This is a genomic window from Klebsiella sp. TF21-TM, from assembly GCF_019753495.1.
GTDB lineage: Bacteria > Pseudomonadota > Gammaproteobacteria > Enterobacterales > Enterobacteriaceae > Klebsiella > Klebsiella quasipneumoniae.
Genome location: NZ_JAIJYL010000020.1, coordinates 41,517 through 57,372, shown reverse-complemented (window position 1 = coordinate 57,372; position 15,856 = coordinate 41,517). Strand labels below are relative to the sequence as shown.

Here is a 15,856-nt window from a genome sequence, read left to right as displayed (position 1 = left end):
CAAATCTCCCTAAACTTTACAGCAAACCGGCATGCTTCAGCGCGGCGGTAACGGCTTCACGACCCTGGTCGGTGATAGGCGTCATCGGCAAGCGCAGCGTATCGGTCGCCACAAGACCCAACGCCTTGCATCCCCATTTCACCGGGATAGGATTGGGTTCGACAAATAATTTTGTATGCAATGGCATCAGACGCTGGTTAATCGCCCGGGCTTCGGCAAATTGACCCGCCAGCGCCAGACGGCACATGTCGGCCATTTCGCGCGCCGCCACGTTGGCGGTAACGGAAATCACGCCCACGCCGCCGAGCTGCATAAAGTCCATACCGGTCGCATCGTCACCGCTCAGCAGAATAAAGTCGTCTGAAACCAGCTCTTTGATCTGGTGAACACGACTTAAGTTCCCTGTTGCTTCCTTAATACCGACAATATTTTTAATTTGCGCCAGACGGCCAACGGTTTCCGGCAGCATATCGCAACCGGTACGGGACGGCACATTATACAGAATTTGCGGCAGGTCAGTATGTTCGGCGATAGCTTTAAAGTGCTGGAACAGGCCTTCCTGGGTCGGACGGTTATAATAAGGAGTGACCGTCAGGCAGCCGACTACGCCGCTGTCGTTAAAACGTTTGGTCAGGCTAATCGCCTCTGCGGTTGCATTGGCTCCCGTTCCCGCGATAACCGGGATACGCCCGTCAGCCAGTTCCAGCGTCATCATCACCACGTCGCCATGCTCTTCATGGCTCAGCGTTGCGGATTCACCGGTAGTCCCTACCGAAACGATCGCCGAGGTTCCGTTGGCGACATGGTAATCAATCAGTTTTTTCAGGCTTGTCCGGCAGACATTACCGTTTTCATCCATCGGCGTGACAAGCGCTACAATACTTCCCGTGAACATGGGCCATCCTCAGAGCAGAAGTGCGACAAGATTCTCAATGTTACGTTTGGAGCTGCAATAAAAGCAAGAGACCCGACGCCATCAGGGATGTTGTATGGCGGTTTTTTTTATGCTTTCCTAATGTTACCTCACCTTTTTAAAGGAAGAACAGGTTTGACAGCCTCATTACAACACTATCTGGTTATTACCGCCCTGGGGGCTGACCGTCCCGGCATCGTGAATACGATCACTCGCCACGTCAGCAGCTGCGGTTGTAATATCGAAGACAGCCGGCTGGCCATGCTCGGTGATGAGTTTACGTTTATCATGCTGCTTTCCGGTTCGTGGAATGCGATTAACCTGATCGAATCAACCCTGCCGCTGAAAGGCGCGGAGCTGGAGCTGTTGATCGTGATGAAACGCACCACCGCGCGCCCGCCGCAGGCCATGCCAAACACCGTCTGGGTCCAGGTTGAGGTGCCGGACTCACCGCATATCATCGAGCGCTTCACTGCCCTGTGCGATACATGGAATATGAATATCGCGGAACTGGTGTCCCGCACGCAGCCGGGAGACGGCGATTCCGCGCAGCTTTTTATCCAGATAACGGCTCACAGCCCTGCGACGCAAAATGCAGCAAATATCGAACAAGCGTTCAAAGCCCTATGTACAGAACTCAACGCACAAGGCAGTATTAACATCGTTAATTATTCACAGCATGATGAACAGGATGGAGTTTAACCCATGACCCCACTGAAAGCCGGTGATCTTGCACCGAAATTTAGCTTACCGGACCAGGACGGCGAGGAAGTAAATTTAACCGACTTCCAGGGACAGCGTGTCCTGGTTTATTTTTACCCGAAAGCCATGACCCCGGGCTGCACCGTCCAGGCGTGCGGCTTGCGCGATAATATGGACGACCTGAAAAAAGCCGGTGTGGAAGTGCTGGGCATCAGCACCGATAAACCGGAAAAGCTCTCCCGTTTCGCCGAAAAAGAGCTGCTGAACTTTACGCTGCTGTCTGATGAAAACCATCAGGTTTGCGAGCAGTTTGGCGTCTGGGGCGAAAAATCCTTTATGGGGAAAACCTACGACGGGATCCACCGTATCAGCTTCCTCGTTGATGCCGATGGCAAAATCGAACACGTCTTTGATGACTTCAAAACCAGCAATCACCACGACGTGGTGTTGAACTGGCTGAAAGAAAACGCCTGATGCAAAGCAAGACGCCGGGGGAGAAAACCTCGCCCGGCGTCTTTTTTTATCCTCAATGCCTTAGTCGTCGTCGACGACCAGGCCATCCGGCCAGGCATGCACCACCGCTTTAATTAACGTGGCCAGCGGAATGGCGAAGAAGACGCCCCAGAATCCCCACAAACCGCCAAAGATCACCACCGACAGGATAATCACCAGCGGGTGCAGATTCACCGCTTCCGAGAACAGCACCGGTACCAGCACGTTACCGTCCAGTCCCTGAATAATCAGATAGACCGCGAACAGACTCCAGAACTCGGTGCCAGCGCCAAACTGAAACAGCGCCACCCCTACCACCGGAATGGTCACCACAAACGCGCCGATATAGGGGATCAGCACCGAGAAGCCCACCAGCACCGCCAACAGCAGCGAGTAGTTGAGGCCGAAAAGGATAAAGCCTATCCAGGTGGCGACGCTGACGACAATCATCTCCAGCACCTTACCGCGAATGTAGTTGGTGATTTGCTGGTTCATCTCCTTCCATACCTGCCCGGCCAGACCGCGGTTTCGCGGCAGCACGCGGCGTACCGCGTTGAGCATCTGCTCTTTATCCTTCAGCAGGAAGAAGACCATCAGCGGCACCAGCACCAGATAGACCGCCAGCGTGAGCAGCCCCACCAGCGAGGCGAGAGAATACTTGACCACCGAGTCGCCCACCGTCAGCATCCGGGTGCGCATATTTTCCGCCATCGCGTCGATGATGCCGGCATCCATCAACGCCGGATAGCGCCGCGGCAGCGTGGCGGCGAAATCAGAGAGCTTGTTAAGCATGCCCGGCATATCGCGGATAAGGTAGATCCCCTGCTGCCAGGCCACCGGCAGCACCACAAAGGCCAGCAAGAGCAGAATACCCACAAAGAGGATTAGCACCAGCGAGGTCGCCCAGGTGCGCGACAGGCCGATGCGCTCCAGGCGAACGGTCGGCCACTCCAGCAGATAGGCCAGCACGATAGCCACCAGTAACGGGGCCAGCAGGCCGCTGAAAAAGAACATGATGCCGAAACCGGCAAGCAAAATAACCAGCAGCGCTATCGCCTCAGGGTCGCTGAATCGACGGCGGTACCACTGCATTAACATCTCGAGCATAAAACCTTCCCTGAAGCGCAACGCGGCGACAAACGGGGGAATTGTATCGAAATGTCACAAAAAAGACTTCGCTTTTTGATGCGCAGCAGACAAACCCGTCTCCGCCGTGAAGAACCTATTTTCAATGCGTCTAACGCCAGCTAAACTCGCTGGGATGCGGCCAGGGAACATTGCGTCGCACAATCGGTCAAACTGGCACACCCACATTACAGGACAGAGGTTATGTTCAGGCAGTTGAAGAAAACGCTGGTGGCGACCGTGATCGCGTCGCTGACGCTGGGTTCGTTAGGCCCTGCTTTTGCTGACTCCGCAGATACCCTGCCGGACATGGGGACCTCCGCAGGAAGCACGTTATCGATTGGTCAGGAAATGCAGATGGGGGATTACTACGTCCGCCAGCTGCGCGGCAGCGCGCCGCTGATCAACGACCCTCTGCTGGTGCAATATATCAACGGGCTGGGCATGCGTCTGGTCTCTCATGCGAATTCGGTGCGCACCCCGTTCCACTTCTATTTGATTAATAACGACCAAATTAACGCCTTCGCCTTCTTCGGCGGCAATGTGGTCCTCCACTCCGCCCTGTTCCGCTACTCCGATAACGAGAGCGAACTGGCCTCTGTCATGGCGCACGAAATTTCCCACGTTACGCAGCGGCATCTCGCCCGCGCAATGGAAGATCAGAAACGCAATGCGCCGCTGACCTGGGTCGGCGCGCTGGGTTCAATTCTGCTGGCGATGGCCAGCCCGCAGGCCGGGATGGCGGCGCTGACCGGGACGCTGGCCGGCACCCAACAGGGCATGATCAGCTTCACCCGTCAGAACGAAGAAGAGGCCGACCGGATCGGTATTCAGGTTCTGCAACGCTCAGGATTCGACCCGCAGGCCATGCCGATGTTTATGGGTAAACTGCTTGATGAGTCGCGCTACTCAACGCGGCCGCCGGAAATGCTGCTCACCCACCCCCTGCCGGAAAGCCGGCTTGCCGATGCCCGTAACCGCGCCAACCAGATGCGCCCGGTTGTCGTACAGTCCTCAGCGGACTTCTATCTGGCGAAGGCGCGTACCCTCGGAATGTACACCAACGGCGACAATAAGCTAGGCACCGATCTGCTCAACGCCTGGGATAAAGGCAATATCCGCCAGCAGCATGCCGCGCAGTATGGCCGCGCTCTGCTGGCGATGGAAAGCAACAACTTTGACCAGGCGCGCAAAACGCTGCAGCCGCTGCTCAGCGCCGATCCGCAAAATCCCTGGTTTCTCGATCTGGCCACCGATATCGACCTCGGGCAGAAGAAAACCGGCGACGCCATCAACCGCCTTAAAAACGCTCGTGAACTGCGAACCAATCCTGTGCTGCAGTTGAACCTGGCCAACGCCCTCCTGCAGGGCGGACAGCCCGGGGAAGCGGCGACCATCCTGAATCGTTATACCTTTACCTATAAAGAGGATGGCAACGGCTGGGACCTGCTGGCGCAGGCGGAAGGCGCCCTGGGCAATCGCGACCAGGAGCTGGCGGCGCGGGCAGAAAGCATGGCGCTGGTCGGCCAGCTGGAACAGGCGATTTCCCTGCTCAGCAGCGCCAGCTCGCAAGTGAAACTCGGTAGTCTACAGCAGGCCCGCTACGATGCCCGCATCGACCAGCTACGTGAGCTACAGGCCCGCTTCCGCCCCTACCAAAAAATGTAAGGAGACCCCATGAACGACGCGGTAAAAATTTACCATAACCCACGCTGCTCGAAGAGCCGCGAAACGCTGAGCCTGTTGAATAGCCACGGCATCGATCCTGAGGTGGTGCTTTATCTTGAGACGCCACCGGATGCCGGGACGCTGCGTCAACTGCTGCAGCTGCTGGGTATGGAGAGCCCCCGCGAGCTCATGCGCCAGAAAGAGGATCTGTATAAATCGCTCAATCTTGCCGACCCGGCGCTCAGCGAAGCCGCGCTGATACAGGCGATGGTCGACAACCCTAAGCTCATCGAACGCCCAATTGTCGTCAGCCGCGGCCAGGCGCGTATTGGCCGACCACCGGAGCAGGTCCTTGAGATCGTGAGCTAAGCCACCCGCGCCGCGCTACGCGGCGCTTTTTTTACGTAGCTGATTCCAGATCTTCCACGCCAATCCCTCCCGCCCGTCTTGCAGTGCTACTGTTCATCTAACGCTCAATCCACTGGACGGATGAACATGAAAAAACCAACCTCAACGCCTCACGATGCCGTATTTAAGACCTATCTCTCCCACCCTGATACCGCCCGCGATTTTCTGCGGCTGTACCTGCCCGAGACGCTGCTTAAAGTGTGCGATCTGCGTACGCTGCATCTTGAGTCCGGGCATTTTGTCGAAGACGATCTGCGTCCCTTTTACGCCGACATTCTGTATTCCCTGAAAACCACGGCGGGAGACGGCTATATTTATGCGCTTATCGAACACCAGAGCACGCCCGACCGGCATATGGCCTTTCGTCTGATGCGCTACGCCATCGCCGCCATGCAGCGCCACCTTGATGCCGGCCACGATCGGCTGCCGCTGGTGATCCCTGTTCTCTTCTACCACGGTCTGGTAAGCCCCTACCCGTTCTCACTGCGCTGGCTCGATGAATTCGTCGCTCCGGAGCTGGCCGGCCACCTTTATCACGGGGCGTTTCCGCTGGCGGACATTACCGTCATTCCGGATGACGACATTGCCACCCACCAGCGCATGGCGACGCTGGAGTTACTGCAAAAACATATTCGACAACGCGATCTGGCGCAGCTCCTCGACAAACTGAGCGAATTATTATTGACTGGTCTGGCGACGGAATCGCAGGTACAAGCCCTGATGCACTATCTGGTGCAGGCAGGCAACGCGCGAGAGCCGATCAAGTTCATTCGCGAGCTGGCGTTACGTACGCCGCAGCACAAGGAGACGTTGATGACAATTGCGGAATATCTGGAACAGCAGGGTCTGGAGCGGGGCCTGGCGCAGGGACTGGCGCAGGGCCGTCAGGAAGGCCGGAAAGAAGAGGCGCAGCGTATCGCCGCCGCTATGCTACACAGTGGCCTGGCGCGCGACCTGGTCGCCCGGTTGACCGGGCTGACGGAGGAGGAACTGACTCCGCAGGCGGACTAGAGTTTAAGGATCTCTTTCACGAAGGGGATCGTCAGCTTGCGCTGAGCGGTAATCGAGGCATGATCCAGCTGATCGAGGGTCATAAAAAGCGAGCGCATCTCGCGATCCAGCCGCTTCAGCAGGAAGCGGCACACGTCCTCCGGCATCTCAAAGCCGCGCAGTCTGGCGCGCAGCTGCAGGGCCTGCAGTTTGTCTTCATCCGACAGCGGCTGCAGCTTATAGATCTGCCCCCAGTCAAGCCGCGAGGCAAGATCCGGCAGACCAAGATTCAGTTGCCGCGGCGGCCGGTCGCCGGTGATCAGCAGCCGGGTTTTACCTGATTCCAGGATCCGGTTGTAGAGATTAAAGATGGCCATTTCCCAGGGCTCATCCCCGGCGACGCACTCGATGTTATCGATGCAGACCAGGGCCAGCTGTTCCATCCCCTCCAGCACCTCCGGCACAAACCAGGTGCGTTTATCCAGCGGCACGTAGCCCACGGCATCCCCGCGCTGGGAAAGCTCGGCGCAGGCGGCGTGTAACAGGTGGCTGCGACCCGCCCCTTCACGTGACCAGATATAAATATACCCGCTGTGTTCCTGGCGCAGTACGTTCTGGAGGGCAGCAAGTAGGGAAGGATTATCACCCGGCCAGAAACTCGCGAAGGTTTCGTCGTCAGGAAGATACAGTGGCAAAGAGAGCTGTGCCGGTGCGTTCAGATGGACCTCAACATAGGCTTACAGAAAAACGCGAAGAGTTTATCACAGATTTAGGTCAGGAGAGAACCGGGCGGGATCGCCGCCCGGTCAGGCGATCGTTATTTAACCTCTTCGCTATCCACGGCGTCGAGAACCACCTCTTCCGGACGCAGGACGCTGATAAGCTTGAAAATCAGGCTGAGCGCGATACCGACGATGGTGGCCAGCGCCATCCCTTTCAGCTCAGCGGCGCCGATGTGCACTTTGGCACCGCTGACGCCGATGATCAGGATCACGGAGGTGAGGATCAGATTCTGCGCTTTGCTGTAATCCACCTTCGATTCAATCAGTACGCGGATCCCCGAGGCGCCGATCACCCCGTACAGCAGCAGCGACACGCCGCCCATCACCGGCACCGGGATGATCTGGATCGCCGCCGCCAGTTTGCCGACGCAGGAGAGCAGAATCGCAATGATCGCCGCGCCGCCGATAACCCAGGTGCTGTAGACGCGGGTAATCGCCATCACACCGATATTTTCCCCGTAGGTGGTGTTAGGCGTCGAGCCGAAAAAGCCGGAAATGATCGTCGACAGGCCATTGGCAAACATCGAACGATGCAGGCCCGGGTCGCGGATCAGATCGCGTTTGACGATATTGGCCGTCACCACCAGGTGACCGACGTGCTCGGCAATCACCACCAGCGCAGCGGGCAGAATGGTGAAGATGGCGAACCATTCAAAACGCGGCGTGTAGAAGGTTGGCAGCGCGAACCAGTGTGCTTCGGCGATCGGGGTGGTATCAACCACGCCCATCACAAACGACAGCGCATAGCCCACCAGAACGCCAATCAGGATCGGGATAATCGCCAGGAAGCCGCGGAACAGGACCGAACCAAACACCGTCACCGCCAGGGTTACCATCGAGATAATAATGGTTTTGCTGTCCGGTGACTGGCCGTCGGCTGGCAGCAGCCCGGCCATATTGGCCGCCACGCCTGCCAGCTCCAGACCGATAACCGCCACGATGGCCCCCATCGCCGCCGGGGGGAACATCACATCCAGCCAGCCGGTACCGGCTTTTTTGACAATAAAGGAGACGAGGCAGAATAGCACGCCGCACATAATGAAACCGCCCAGCGCCACTTCATAGCCCAGCGGCAGCAGGAGCAGCACCGGAGAGATAAAGGCGAAACTCGATCCCAGATACGCCGGGATTTTGCCTTTACAGATAAAGAGGTACAGCAGCGTACCAATACCGTTGAACAGCAGCACGGTGGCCGGGTTGATGTGGAACAGGATTGGCACCAGCACCGTTGCGCCGAACATGGCAAACAGGTGCTGCAAACTAAGCGGGATAGTCTGTAAAAGCGGCGGTCTTTCACTCACCCCGATAGCACGGCGCGTCATAGTGTTTTCCTCTGAGATGGTTAGTTATGTGTGTTTTATTCAAAAAAAAGCCGACTCTCAAAGTCGGCTTATTTATCGTTATTCGATTATTTCGTACCAAAGATCTTGTCGCCGGCATCGCCGAGACCGGGAATGATGTACCCGTGCTCGTTCAGTCCCTTATCGACAGAGGCGGTATACAGCTCAACGTCCGGGTGCGCTTTCTCCAGCGCGGCAATCCCTTCCGGCGCCGCCACCAGCACCAGCACCTTGATGCTGGTGCAGCCGGCGTTTTTCAGCAGATCGATAGTGGCGATCATCGACCCACCGGTGGCCAGCATCGGGTCAACCACCAGCGCCATCCGCTCATCGATGTTGGACACCAGCTTCTGGAAGTAAGGTACCGGCTCAAGGGTTTCTTCATTGCGATAAATACCCACCACGCTGATACGCGCGCTTGGCACGTGCTCAAGCACCCCTTCCATCATGCCGAGGCCTGCGCGCAGGATAGGCACGACGGTAATTTTCTTGCCCTTGATCTGCTCAACTTCCACCGGGCCGTTCCAGCCCTCGATGGTCACTTTCTCGGTTGCCAGATCGGCGGTGGCTTCATAAGTCAGTAAGCTGCCCACTTCTGAGGCGAGTTCACGGAAGCGTTTGGTGCTGATGTCGTGCTCGCGCATCAGGCCCAGCTTGTGTTTGACGAGTGGGTGTTTGACTTCCACAATCTTCATTCTCTTTCTCCTCTGAGGGGCAGCCACAAAAAAAATCGCGGGATTATACCGCTTTTTTCGGATTAGGCCATACCCATCTTGCTTGACGTATATCAAGCAAAGTGATTTAGAGACAAAAAAACCGGAGACGAGGCTCCGGTTTTAGCGCGGGGTTCTGCCGGGCGGCGCTAACGCTTACCCGGACTGGAAACCACGCAGGCTCGATAAGCGCAGCGCCATCGGGAAATTATAGCTGCTCCCCGTTGCTGGCAATCACCTTCTTATACCAGTCGAACGACTTCTTCTTACTGCGGTCCAGCGTGCCGTTGCCTTCATTATCTTTATCCACGTAGATAAAGCCGTAGCGTTTTTTCATCTCCCCCGTGCCGGCGGAAACCAGATCGATACAGCCCCACGGGGTATAGCCCATCAGGTCAACACCATCTTCGACCACCGCCTTTTTCATCTCCGCGATATGGGCGGAGAGATAATCGATACGGTACTGGTCATCCACGCTGCCGTCCGCTTCACGAACATCGATCGCGCCAAAACCGTTTTCGACAATAAACAGCGGTAGCTGATAGTGATCCCAGAACCAGTTCAGCGAATAGCGCAGGCCGACCGGATCTATCTGCCAGCCCCAGTCCGACTTTTTCACGTACGGGTTGGAGACCAGGCTGGTGGTTTCATCATAATCGAGCAATGGGTTGTCTTCGGTGGCTTTGGTGGCGAAGGACATATAGTAGCTAAAGCCGATGTAGTCGACACAGCCTTCGGTTAACGCCTGACGATCGGCTTCGGTCATGTCCAGGCTAAAGCCGCGGCGGGCAAAATAGTTGAGCAGATGCTGCGGATAGCGGCCGCGCACGTGGACGTCGGTGAACCAGTACCGGCGGTGCATGGCGTTCATCGCCATCATCATATCGTCCGGCGCGCAGGTCAGCGGATAGATGGGACACATGGCGATCATGCAGCCTATCTGCAGAGCAGGGTTGATCTCGCGCGCCGCTTTCACCGCCAGCGCGCTGGCCACCAGCTCATAATGTGCGGCCTGGTACATCACCGGTTCCCGATCTTCACCCGGCACATACTTCAGACCGGAGTTGGTGAAGGGGGCAAAGTCCTCATGGTAGTTGGCCTGGTTGTTGATCTCGTTGAAGGTCATCCAGTACTTCACTTTATGCTGGTAGCGGGTGAAGACGACCCTGGCGAAGCGCACGAAAAAGTCGATCAGCTTGCGGTTACGCCAGCCGCCGTACTCGGTGACCAGGTGATAGGGCATTTCAAAATGCGACAGCGTAATGACCGGTTCAATACCGTGTTTCAGACATTCGTCGAACAGATCGTCATAAAACTGCAGGCCAGCCTCGTTCGGCTCCTGTTCATCGCCCTGCGGGAAAATACGCGTCCAGGCAATCGAGGTGCGGAAACATTTAAAGCCCATTTCGGCAAACAGCGCCAGGTCCTGCGGGTAGCGATGATAAAAATCGATCGCCTCATGGTTCGGGTAGTTTTTCCCCGCTACCACGCCATCGGTGATTTCCCGCGGCACCCCGTGGGCGCCGGCGGTCATGACATCCGCCACGCTGACCCCCTTGCCCCCCTCCTGCCAGCCGCCCTCTAACTGATGCGCCGCCACCGCGCCGCCCCACAGAAAACCTTCTTTAAATCCGGACATAATCTCTCCCTAAGGTCGATCGTCGCCAGGCGAACGATAGTGCTGATTGAAATGGTAAACCGCGCCAATCAGGCCTGCATCATTGCCGTGACTGACGGTATCGAGATAGTCGGCAATGCCAAACCAGGCCAGATGCTGGCGCAGCAGCGTCAGAAATCCAGGGCGTTCCACAATGCCGCCGCCGATAAAAATAGTCTGCGGATCGAAGATATTGACGAGGTTATAAAGGCCATGGCCCAGGCCATTGAAGAACTCGGCGACCAAACGCTGGCAAACCGGGTCGCCGGCGTCGTAGCGGTCAAAAATCATTTCACCAGTGACGCTATCCAGCGGCGCGCCAATATGTTCCGCATAGCGATGGCGCAGCACCCGCAGGGTGCAGTTTTCATTCATCGAGTAGCGACGGGGATCGCGTCCGCCGGGACGATCGGTTAGCATATAGCCGAACTCACCGGCGCGAAAACGCGCCCCGTGGATCAGCTGATGTTGGCAAAAAATCGCTCCACCGATGCCAGTGCCGATAGTGAGCACCAGAAAATTGGCCATTTCCGCCGCTTTGCCCTGCCAGCGCTCGGCCAGCAGCACACAGTTGGCGTCGTTTTCCACCGAGACCGGCAGCCCGGTTCGCGTCTCGAGCCACGATTTCATGGCGAAGTTGTCAAATCGACGGATAGCGCCGCCCATGGTGATAAAGCCGCTGTGGGGATCGACATAGCCCGGCGCGCTGATGGCTATACCTTCGCACGACGGGTGGGCCGCCAGCCACGACAGGATGGTCTGTAAGATATGATCGCCATCGCTGTCATTGATTGACTGCTTCGCGGTTTCCAGCAGCCTGCCGTCGCGGGTCATGACGCCCATCTTTAGCGCGGTGCCGCCGATATCAAATGCCGCAATCTTCATTCATCCCTCCCCTGTCGAGCATAATGCACCGGTGATCCACACGGCGGCCAACCAAAGAAACCGGTTTCAGTCGTATGATGAGGATTCCCTGGCACTGAGGCAAGCACAAGGCTGTACCCGGTTTCATTTTCGTGAGCAGTATCAAATTTGACCATCCGCCAACGGTTTTACGCCGACTGTAAAGCAGGCTCGCAAACGTTTGCTTTCCCTGTTAGAATTGCGCCGATTTTTCTTGCTTACCGCAAACGCGTGGAGACTTCGCAGTGACCGACAAAACCTCTCTCAGCTATAAAGATGCCGGCGTGGATATTGATGCAGGCAACGCTCTCGTCGACCGTATTAAGGGCGTGGTGAAGAAAACCCGTCGCCCGGAAGTGATGGGTGGACTGGGCGGATTCGGCGCGCTGTGCGCACTGCCGCAGAAATACCGCGAGCCGGTACTGGTCTCCGGCACCGACGGCGTCGGTACCAAGCTGCGTCTGGCAATGGATCTGAAGCGTCACGACACCATCGGCATCGACCTTGTCGCCATGTGCGTGAACGACCTGGTGGTTCAGGGCGCTGAGCCGCTGTTTTTCCTTGATTATTACGCCACCGGTAAACTGGACGTCGATACCGCAGCCAGCGTCATCAACGGCATCGCCGAAGGCTGCCTGCAGTCCGGTTGCGCGCTGGTGGGCGGTGAGACCGCAGAGATGCCGGGGATGTACCACGGCGAAGATTACGACGTGGCGGGTTTTTGCGTCGGGGTGGTGGAAAAATCAGAAATCATCGACGGCAGCAAAGTCGCTGACGGCGACGTGCTGGTGGCGCTGGCCTCCAGCGGCCCGCACTCTAACGGCTATTCGCTGGTGCGTAAGATTATTGAAGTTAGCGGCGTTGACCCGCAGACCACCGACCTTGACGGCAAACCGCTGGCCGACCATCTGCTGGCGCCGACCCGTATCTATGTGAAATCGGTTCTCGACCTGATTGCCAGCGTTGACGTCCACGCCATCGCCCATCTGACCGGCGGCGGCTTCTGGGAAAATATTCCGCGCGTGCTGCCGGACAACACCCAGGCGGTGATTGATGAGTCTTCCTGGCAGTGGCCGTCCGTCTTCAACTGGCTGCAAACCGCCGGTAACGTCAGCCAGCATGAGATGTACCGTACCTTTAACTGCGGCGTGGGGATGGTTATCGCCCTGCCGGCTGCAGAAGCAGACAAGGCCATTGCCCTGCTGAACGAGAAAGGTGAAAACGCGTGGAAAATCGGGTATATCAAAGCCTCCGATTCCGAACAGCGTGTGGTCATTGCATGAAAAACATTGTGGTGCTGATTTCCGGTAGCGGCAGTAATTTGCAGGCGATCATCGACGCCTGCGGCCGGAAACAGATCAACGGCACCCTGCGTGCGGTATTCAGTAACAAGGCCGATGCGTTCGGCCTTGAGCGCGCGCGCGCGGCCGGGATCCCGGCCCACGCGCTGGCGCAAAGTCAGTTTGCCGACCGGGAAGCGTTCGATCGTCAGCTGATGCATGAAATTGACGCCTACGCCCCGGATCTGGTGGTGCTGGCGGGCTATATGCGTATCCTTAGCCCCGCCTTCGTCAGCCACTATCAGGGACGTCTGCTGAACATCCACCCTTCGTTACTGCCGAAGTATCCTGGCCTGCATACCCATCGCCAGGTGCTGGAAAACGGTGACGAGGAGCATGGGACCTCGGTGCACTTCGTCACCGACGAGCTGGACGGCGGTCCGGTTATCCTGCAGGCCAAAGTGCCGGTCTTTGCTGGCGACAGCGAGGAAGAGGTCACGGCGCGGGTTCAGACCCAGGAACATGCCATTTATCCGCTGGTGATAAGCTGGTTCGTTGAGGGACGTCTGCGCATGGAGGGCAACCACGCCTGGCTGGATGAACGACAGCTTCCCCGCCAGGGCTATGCCGCTGAAGAATGAACAACAGCCCCGCCTTTCGCCATCGCGGGGCTTTTTTTTAATTAAAATTGTTTATTAATCAAACATCTCACAGAAATAATTCTTCTTACTGTCATATAGTTGTGACACAGTAAATCGCTATGCAGAAAAATTCGTCATAATAGTCTACGTCCTGTGAGTAAAACGGAGTGTGAGCGGTAATGGGCCAGGAAAAGCTATACATCGAAAAAGAACTCAGCTGGTTGTCTTTTAACGAGCGCGTGCTGCAGGAAGCGGCGGACAAGAGTAACCCGCTGATTGAGCGCATGCGCTTCTTAGGGATCTACTCCAACAACCTTGATGAGTTTTACAAAGTGCGCTTCGCTGAGCTTAAGCGCCGGATTATTATCAGTGAAGAACAAGGCAGTACCGCCCATTCTCGCCACCTGTTAGGCAAAATCCAGGCCCGCGTTCTGAAGGCCGATCAGGAATTCGATAGTCTGTATAACGAACTGCTGCTGGAGATGGCGCGCAACCAGATCTTCCTGATCAATGAGCGTCAGCTGTCCGTCAATCAGCAGGCCTGGCTGCGCAACTACTTTAAACAGTATTTGCGCCAGCATATCTCGCCGATCCTGATTAACCGCGAAACGGACCTCGTGCAGTTTCTGAAAGATGATTACACCTATCTGGCGGTGGAGATTATCCGCGGGGAAAACATCAACTATGCCCTGCTGGAAATTCCGTCGGATAAGGTCCCGCGCTTCGTAAACCTGCCGCCGGAAGCGCCTCGTCGCCGTAAGCCAATGATCCTGCTGGATAACATTCTGCGATATTGCCTGGACGACATCTTTAAAGGCTTCTTTGATTACGATGCGCTGAACGCCTACTCGATGAAAATGACCCGTGACGCCGAGTACGATCTGGTGCATGAGATGGAGTCGAGCCTGATGGAGCTGATGTCCTCCAGCCTGAAACAACGCCTGACCGCCGAGCCGGTTCGCTTCGTCTACCAGCGCGATATGCCGGACGCGATGGTCGAAATGCTGCGCGATAAGCTCTCCATCTCCAACTATGACTCAATGCTGCCGGGCGGCCGCTATCACAACTTTAAAGACTTTATCGGCTTCCCGAACGTGGGTAAGGCCAATCTGGTCAATAAACCTATGCCGCGCCTGCGTCATCTGTGGTTTGATAAATTCCGCAACGGCTTCGACGCCATTCGCGAACGCGATGTGCTGCTCTACTACCCCTATCATACTTTTGAGCATGTGCTGGAGCTGCTTCGCCAGGCCTCGTTCGACCCCAGCGTACTGGCGATCAAAATCAACATCTACCGCGTGGCCAAGGATTCGCGCATCATCGACGCGATGATCCACGCCGCCCACAACGGTAAAAAAGTCACCGTGGTGGTGGAGCTGCAGGCGCGTTTTGACGAAGAGGCCAACATTCACTGGGCGAAACGCCTGACGGAAGCGGGCGTTCACGTTATCTTCTCCGCGCCGGGCCTGAAGATCCACGCCAAGCTGTTCCTTATCTCGCGTAAAGAAGGCGATGAGGTGGTGCGCTACGCCCACATCGGCACCGGTAACTTCAACGAGAAGACCGCGCGGATCTATACCGACTATTCGCTGTTAACCGCCGATGCACGCATTACCAATGAAGTCCGCCGGGTGTTTAACTTTATTGAAAACCCCTACCGCCCGGTCAGCTTCGATTACCTGCTGGTGTCGCCGCAGAACTCGCGTCGTCTGCTGTATGAGATGATCGACCGCGAGATCGCTAATGCGCAGAACGGGCAACCGTCCGGTATTACCCTGAAGCTGAACAACCTGGTGGACAAAGGGCTGGTGGACAGACTGTATGCCGCCTCCAGCTCCGGCGTGCCGGTCAACCTGTTGATCCGCGGCATGTGCTCGCTGATCCCCGGTCTGGAAGGCATCAGCGAAAATATTCGCGTCATCAGCATTGTGGACCGTTTCCTCGAGCACGACCGGGTCTACTGTTTTGAAAACGGTGGCGATAAGCAGGTCTGGCTCTCCTCTGCCGACTGGATGACGCGTAATATCGATTATCGTATCGAAGTTGCCGCCCCGCTGCTCGACCCGCGCCTGAAACAGCGGGTGCTGGATATTTTTGATATCCTGTTCAACGATACGGTAAAAGCGCGCTATCTTGATAAAGAACTGAGTAATCGCTATGTGCCGCGCGGCAATCGCCGTAAAGTGCGCGCTCAGATGGCGATTTACGATTATCTCAAATCACTCGAACAACCCGACTAACC

General features: G+C 56.7%; 16 protein-coding genes. 8 read left to right on the top strand and 8 right to left on the bottom strand.

The genetic code is table 11. The annotated features are described in order from the left end of the window. Nucleotides 1–16 precede the first annotated feature (16 nt). Nucleotides 17–895: a 4-hydroxy-tetrahydrodipicolinate synthase gene (gene dapA / locus K5R89_RS18395; protein WP_023290616.1), complete on the bottom strand. Its 879-nt coding sequence runs from the start codon at nt 893–895 to the stop codon at nt 17–19. Between the two features lie 153 nt (nt 896–1,048). Here dapA and K5R89_RS18390 point away from each other — a divergent pair, with 153 nt between their 5' ends. Together K5R89_RS18390 and bcp are read left to right on the top strand one after the other, a co-directional pair. Then, nucleotides 1,049–1,615, top strand: coding sequence for a glycine cleavage system transcriptional repressor (locus tag K5R89_RS18390; protein ID WP_002913804.1), 567 nt, complete (start codon nt 1,049–1,051; stop codon nt 1,613–1,615). Between the two features lie 3 nt (nt 1,616–1,618). Further along, complete coding sequence (gene bcp / locus K5R89_RS18385) at nt 1,619–2,089, top strand: thioredoxin-dependent thiol peroxidase (protein ID WP_004201935.1); 471 nt, start codon at nt 1,619–1,621, stop codon at nt 2,087–2,089. A 60-nt stretch (nt 2,090–2,149) separates the two neighbouring features. Here bcp and K5R89_RS18380 read toward each other — a convergent pair whose 3' ends face one another. Further along, nucleotides 2,150–3,214 (bottom strand): AI-2E family transporter, encoded by a 1,065-nt coding sequence (locus K5R89_RS18380; RefSeq protein WP_217259526.1) that lies wholly within the window; start codon nt 3,212–3,214, stop codon nt 2,150–2,152. Nucleotides 3,215–3,268: 54 nt separating this feature from the next. Next, nucleotides 3,269–3,385: a hypothetical protein gene (locus K5R89_RS18375; protein ID WP_032429201.1), complete on the bottom strand. Its 117-nt coding sequence runs from the start codon at nt 3,383–3,385 to the stop codon at nt 3,269–3,271. 51 nt (nt 3,386–3,436) lie between these two features. On the opposite strand from K5R89_RS18375, the gene bepA reads away from it, so the two are divergent. The 3 genes from bepA (at nt 3,437) to K5R89_RS18360 (ending at nt 6,319) form a co-directional block, all read left to right on the top strand. Continuing rightward, nucleotides 3,437–4,900, top strand: a complete 1,464-nt coding sequence (gene bepA, locus K5R89_RS18370; protein ID WP_217259525.1) for a M48 family metallopeptidase — start codon at nt 3,437–3,439, stop codon at nt 4,898–4,900. 9 nt (nt 4,901–4,909) lie between these two features. After that, the gene (gene arsC, locus K5R89_RS18365) at nt 4,910–5,269 is read left to right on the top strand and encodes an arsenate reductase (glutaredoxin) (protein ID WP_217259524.1); all 360 of its coding nucleotides are present in this window, start codon (nt 4,910–4,912) and stop codon (nt 5,267–5,269) included. 126 nt (nt 5,270–5,395) lie between these two features. Next, nucleotides 5,396–6,319, top strand: a complete 924-nt coding sequence (locus K5R89_RS18360; protein ID WP_023290620.1) for an Rpn family recombination-promoting nuclease/putative transposase — start codon at nt 5,396–5,398, stop codon at nt 6,317–6,319. On the opposite strand, the gene K5R89_RS18355 is transcribed toward K5R89_RS18360, so the two are convergent. The 5 genes from K5R89_RS18355 to bglK form a co-directional block, all read right to left on the bottom strand. Beyond that, nucleotides 6,316–7,017, bottom strand: coding sequence for a DnaA inactivator Hda (locus tag K5R89_RS18355; RefSeq protein WP_020947395.1), 702 nt, complete (start codon nt 7,015–7,017; stop codon nt 6,316–6,318). The two genes, K5R89_RS18360 and K5R89_RS18355, sit on opposite strands and share 4 nt — an antisense overlap. A gap of 98 nt (nt 7,018–7,115) precedes the next feature. Then, nucleotides 7,116–8,402: a uracil permease gene (gene uraA / locus K5R89_RS18350; RefSeq protein WP_023290621.1), complete on the bottom strand. Its 1,287-nt coding sequence runs from the start codon at nt 8,400–8,402 to the stop codon at nt 7,116–7,118. An 86-nt stretch (nt 8,403–8,488) separates the two neighbouring features. Continuing rightward, complete coding sequence (gene upp / locus K5R89_RS18345) at nt 8,489–9,115, bottom strand: uracil phosphoribosyltransferase (RefSeq protein WP_004201927.1); 627 nt, start codon at nt 9,113–9,115, stop codon at nt 8,489–8,491. A 226-nt stretch (nt 9,116–9,341) separates the two neighbouring features. Next, entirely contained in the window at nt 9,342–10,772 is a 1,431-nt protein-coding gene (locus K5R89_RS18340; protein WP_023290622.1) for a 6-phospho-beta-glucosidase, read from the bottom strand. 9 nt (nt 10,773–10,781) lie between these two features. Then, on the bottom strand, nt 10,782–11,675 hold the full coding sequence (gene bglK / locus K5R89_RS18335) for a beta-glucoside kinase BglK (protein WP_023290623.1): 894 nt from the start codon (nt 11,673–11,675) through the stop codon (nt 10,782–10,784). Nucleotides 11,676–11,938: 263 nt separating this feature from the next. On the opposite strand from bglK, the gene purM reads away from it, so the two are divergent. From purM to ppk1, 3 genes are all read left to right on the top strand, one after another. Further along, nucleotides 11,939–12,976 carry a phosphoribosylformylglycinamidine cyclo-ligase gene (gene purM / locus K5R89_RS18330; RefSeq protein ID WP_004201922.1) on the top strand — a complete coding sequence of 346 codons (1,038 nt, stop codon included), beginning with the start codon at nt 11,939–11,941 and terminating at the stop codon, nt 12,974–12,976. Further along, nucleotides 12,973–13,614, top strand: coding sequence for a phosphoribosylglycinamide formyltransferase (gene purN / locus K5R89_RS18325; protein ID WP_217259523.1), 642 nt, complete (start codon nt 12,973–12,975; stop codon nt 13,612–13,614). The genes purM and purN overlap by 4 nt, the downstream gene beginning before the upstream one ends. A gap of 179 nt (nt 13,615–13,793) precedes the next feature. Continuing rightward, complete coding sequence (gene ppk1, locus K5R89_RS18320; RefSeq protein WP_002913838.1) at nt 13,794–15,854, top strand: polyphosphate kinase 1; 2,061 nt, start codon at nt 13,794–13,796, stop codon at nt 15,852–15,854. Nucleotides 15,855–15,856 lie beyond the last annotated feature (2 nt).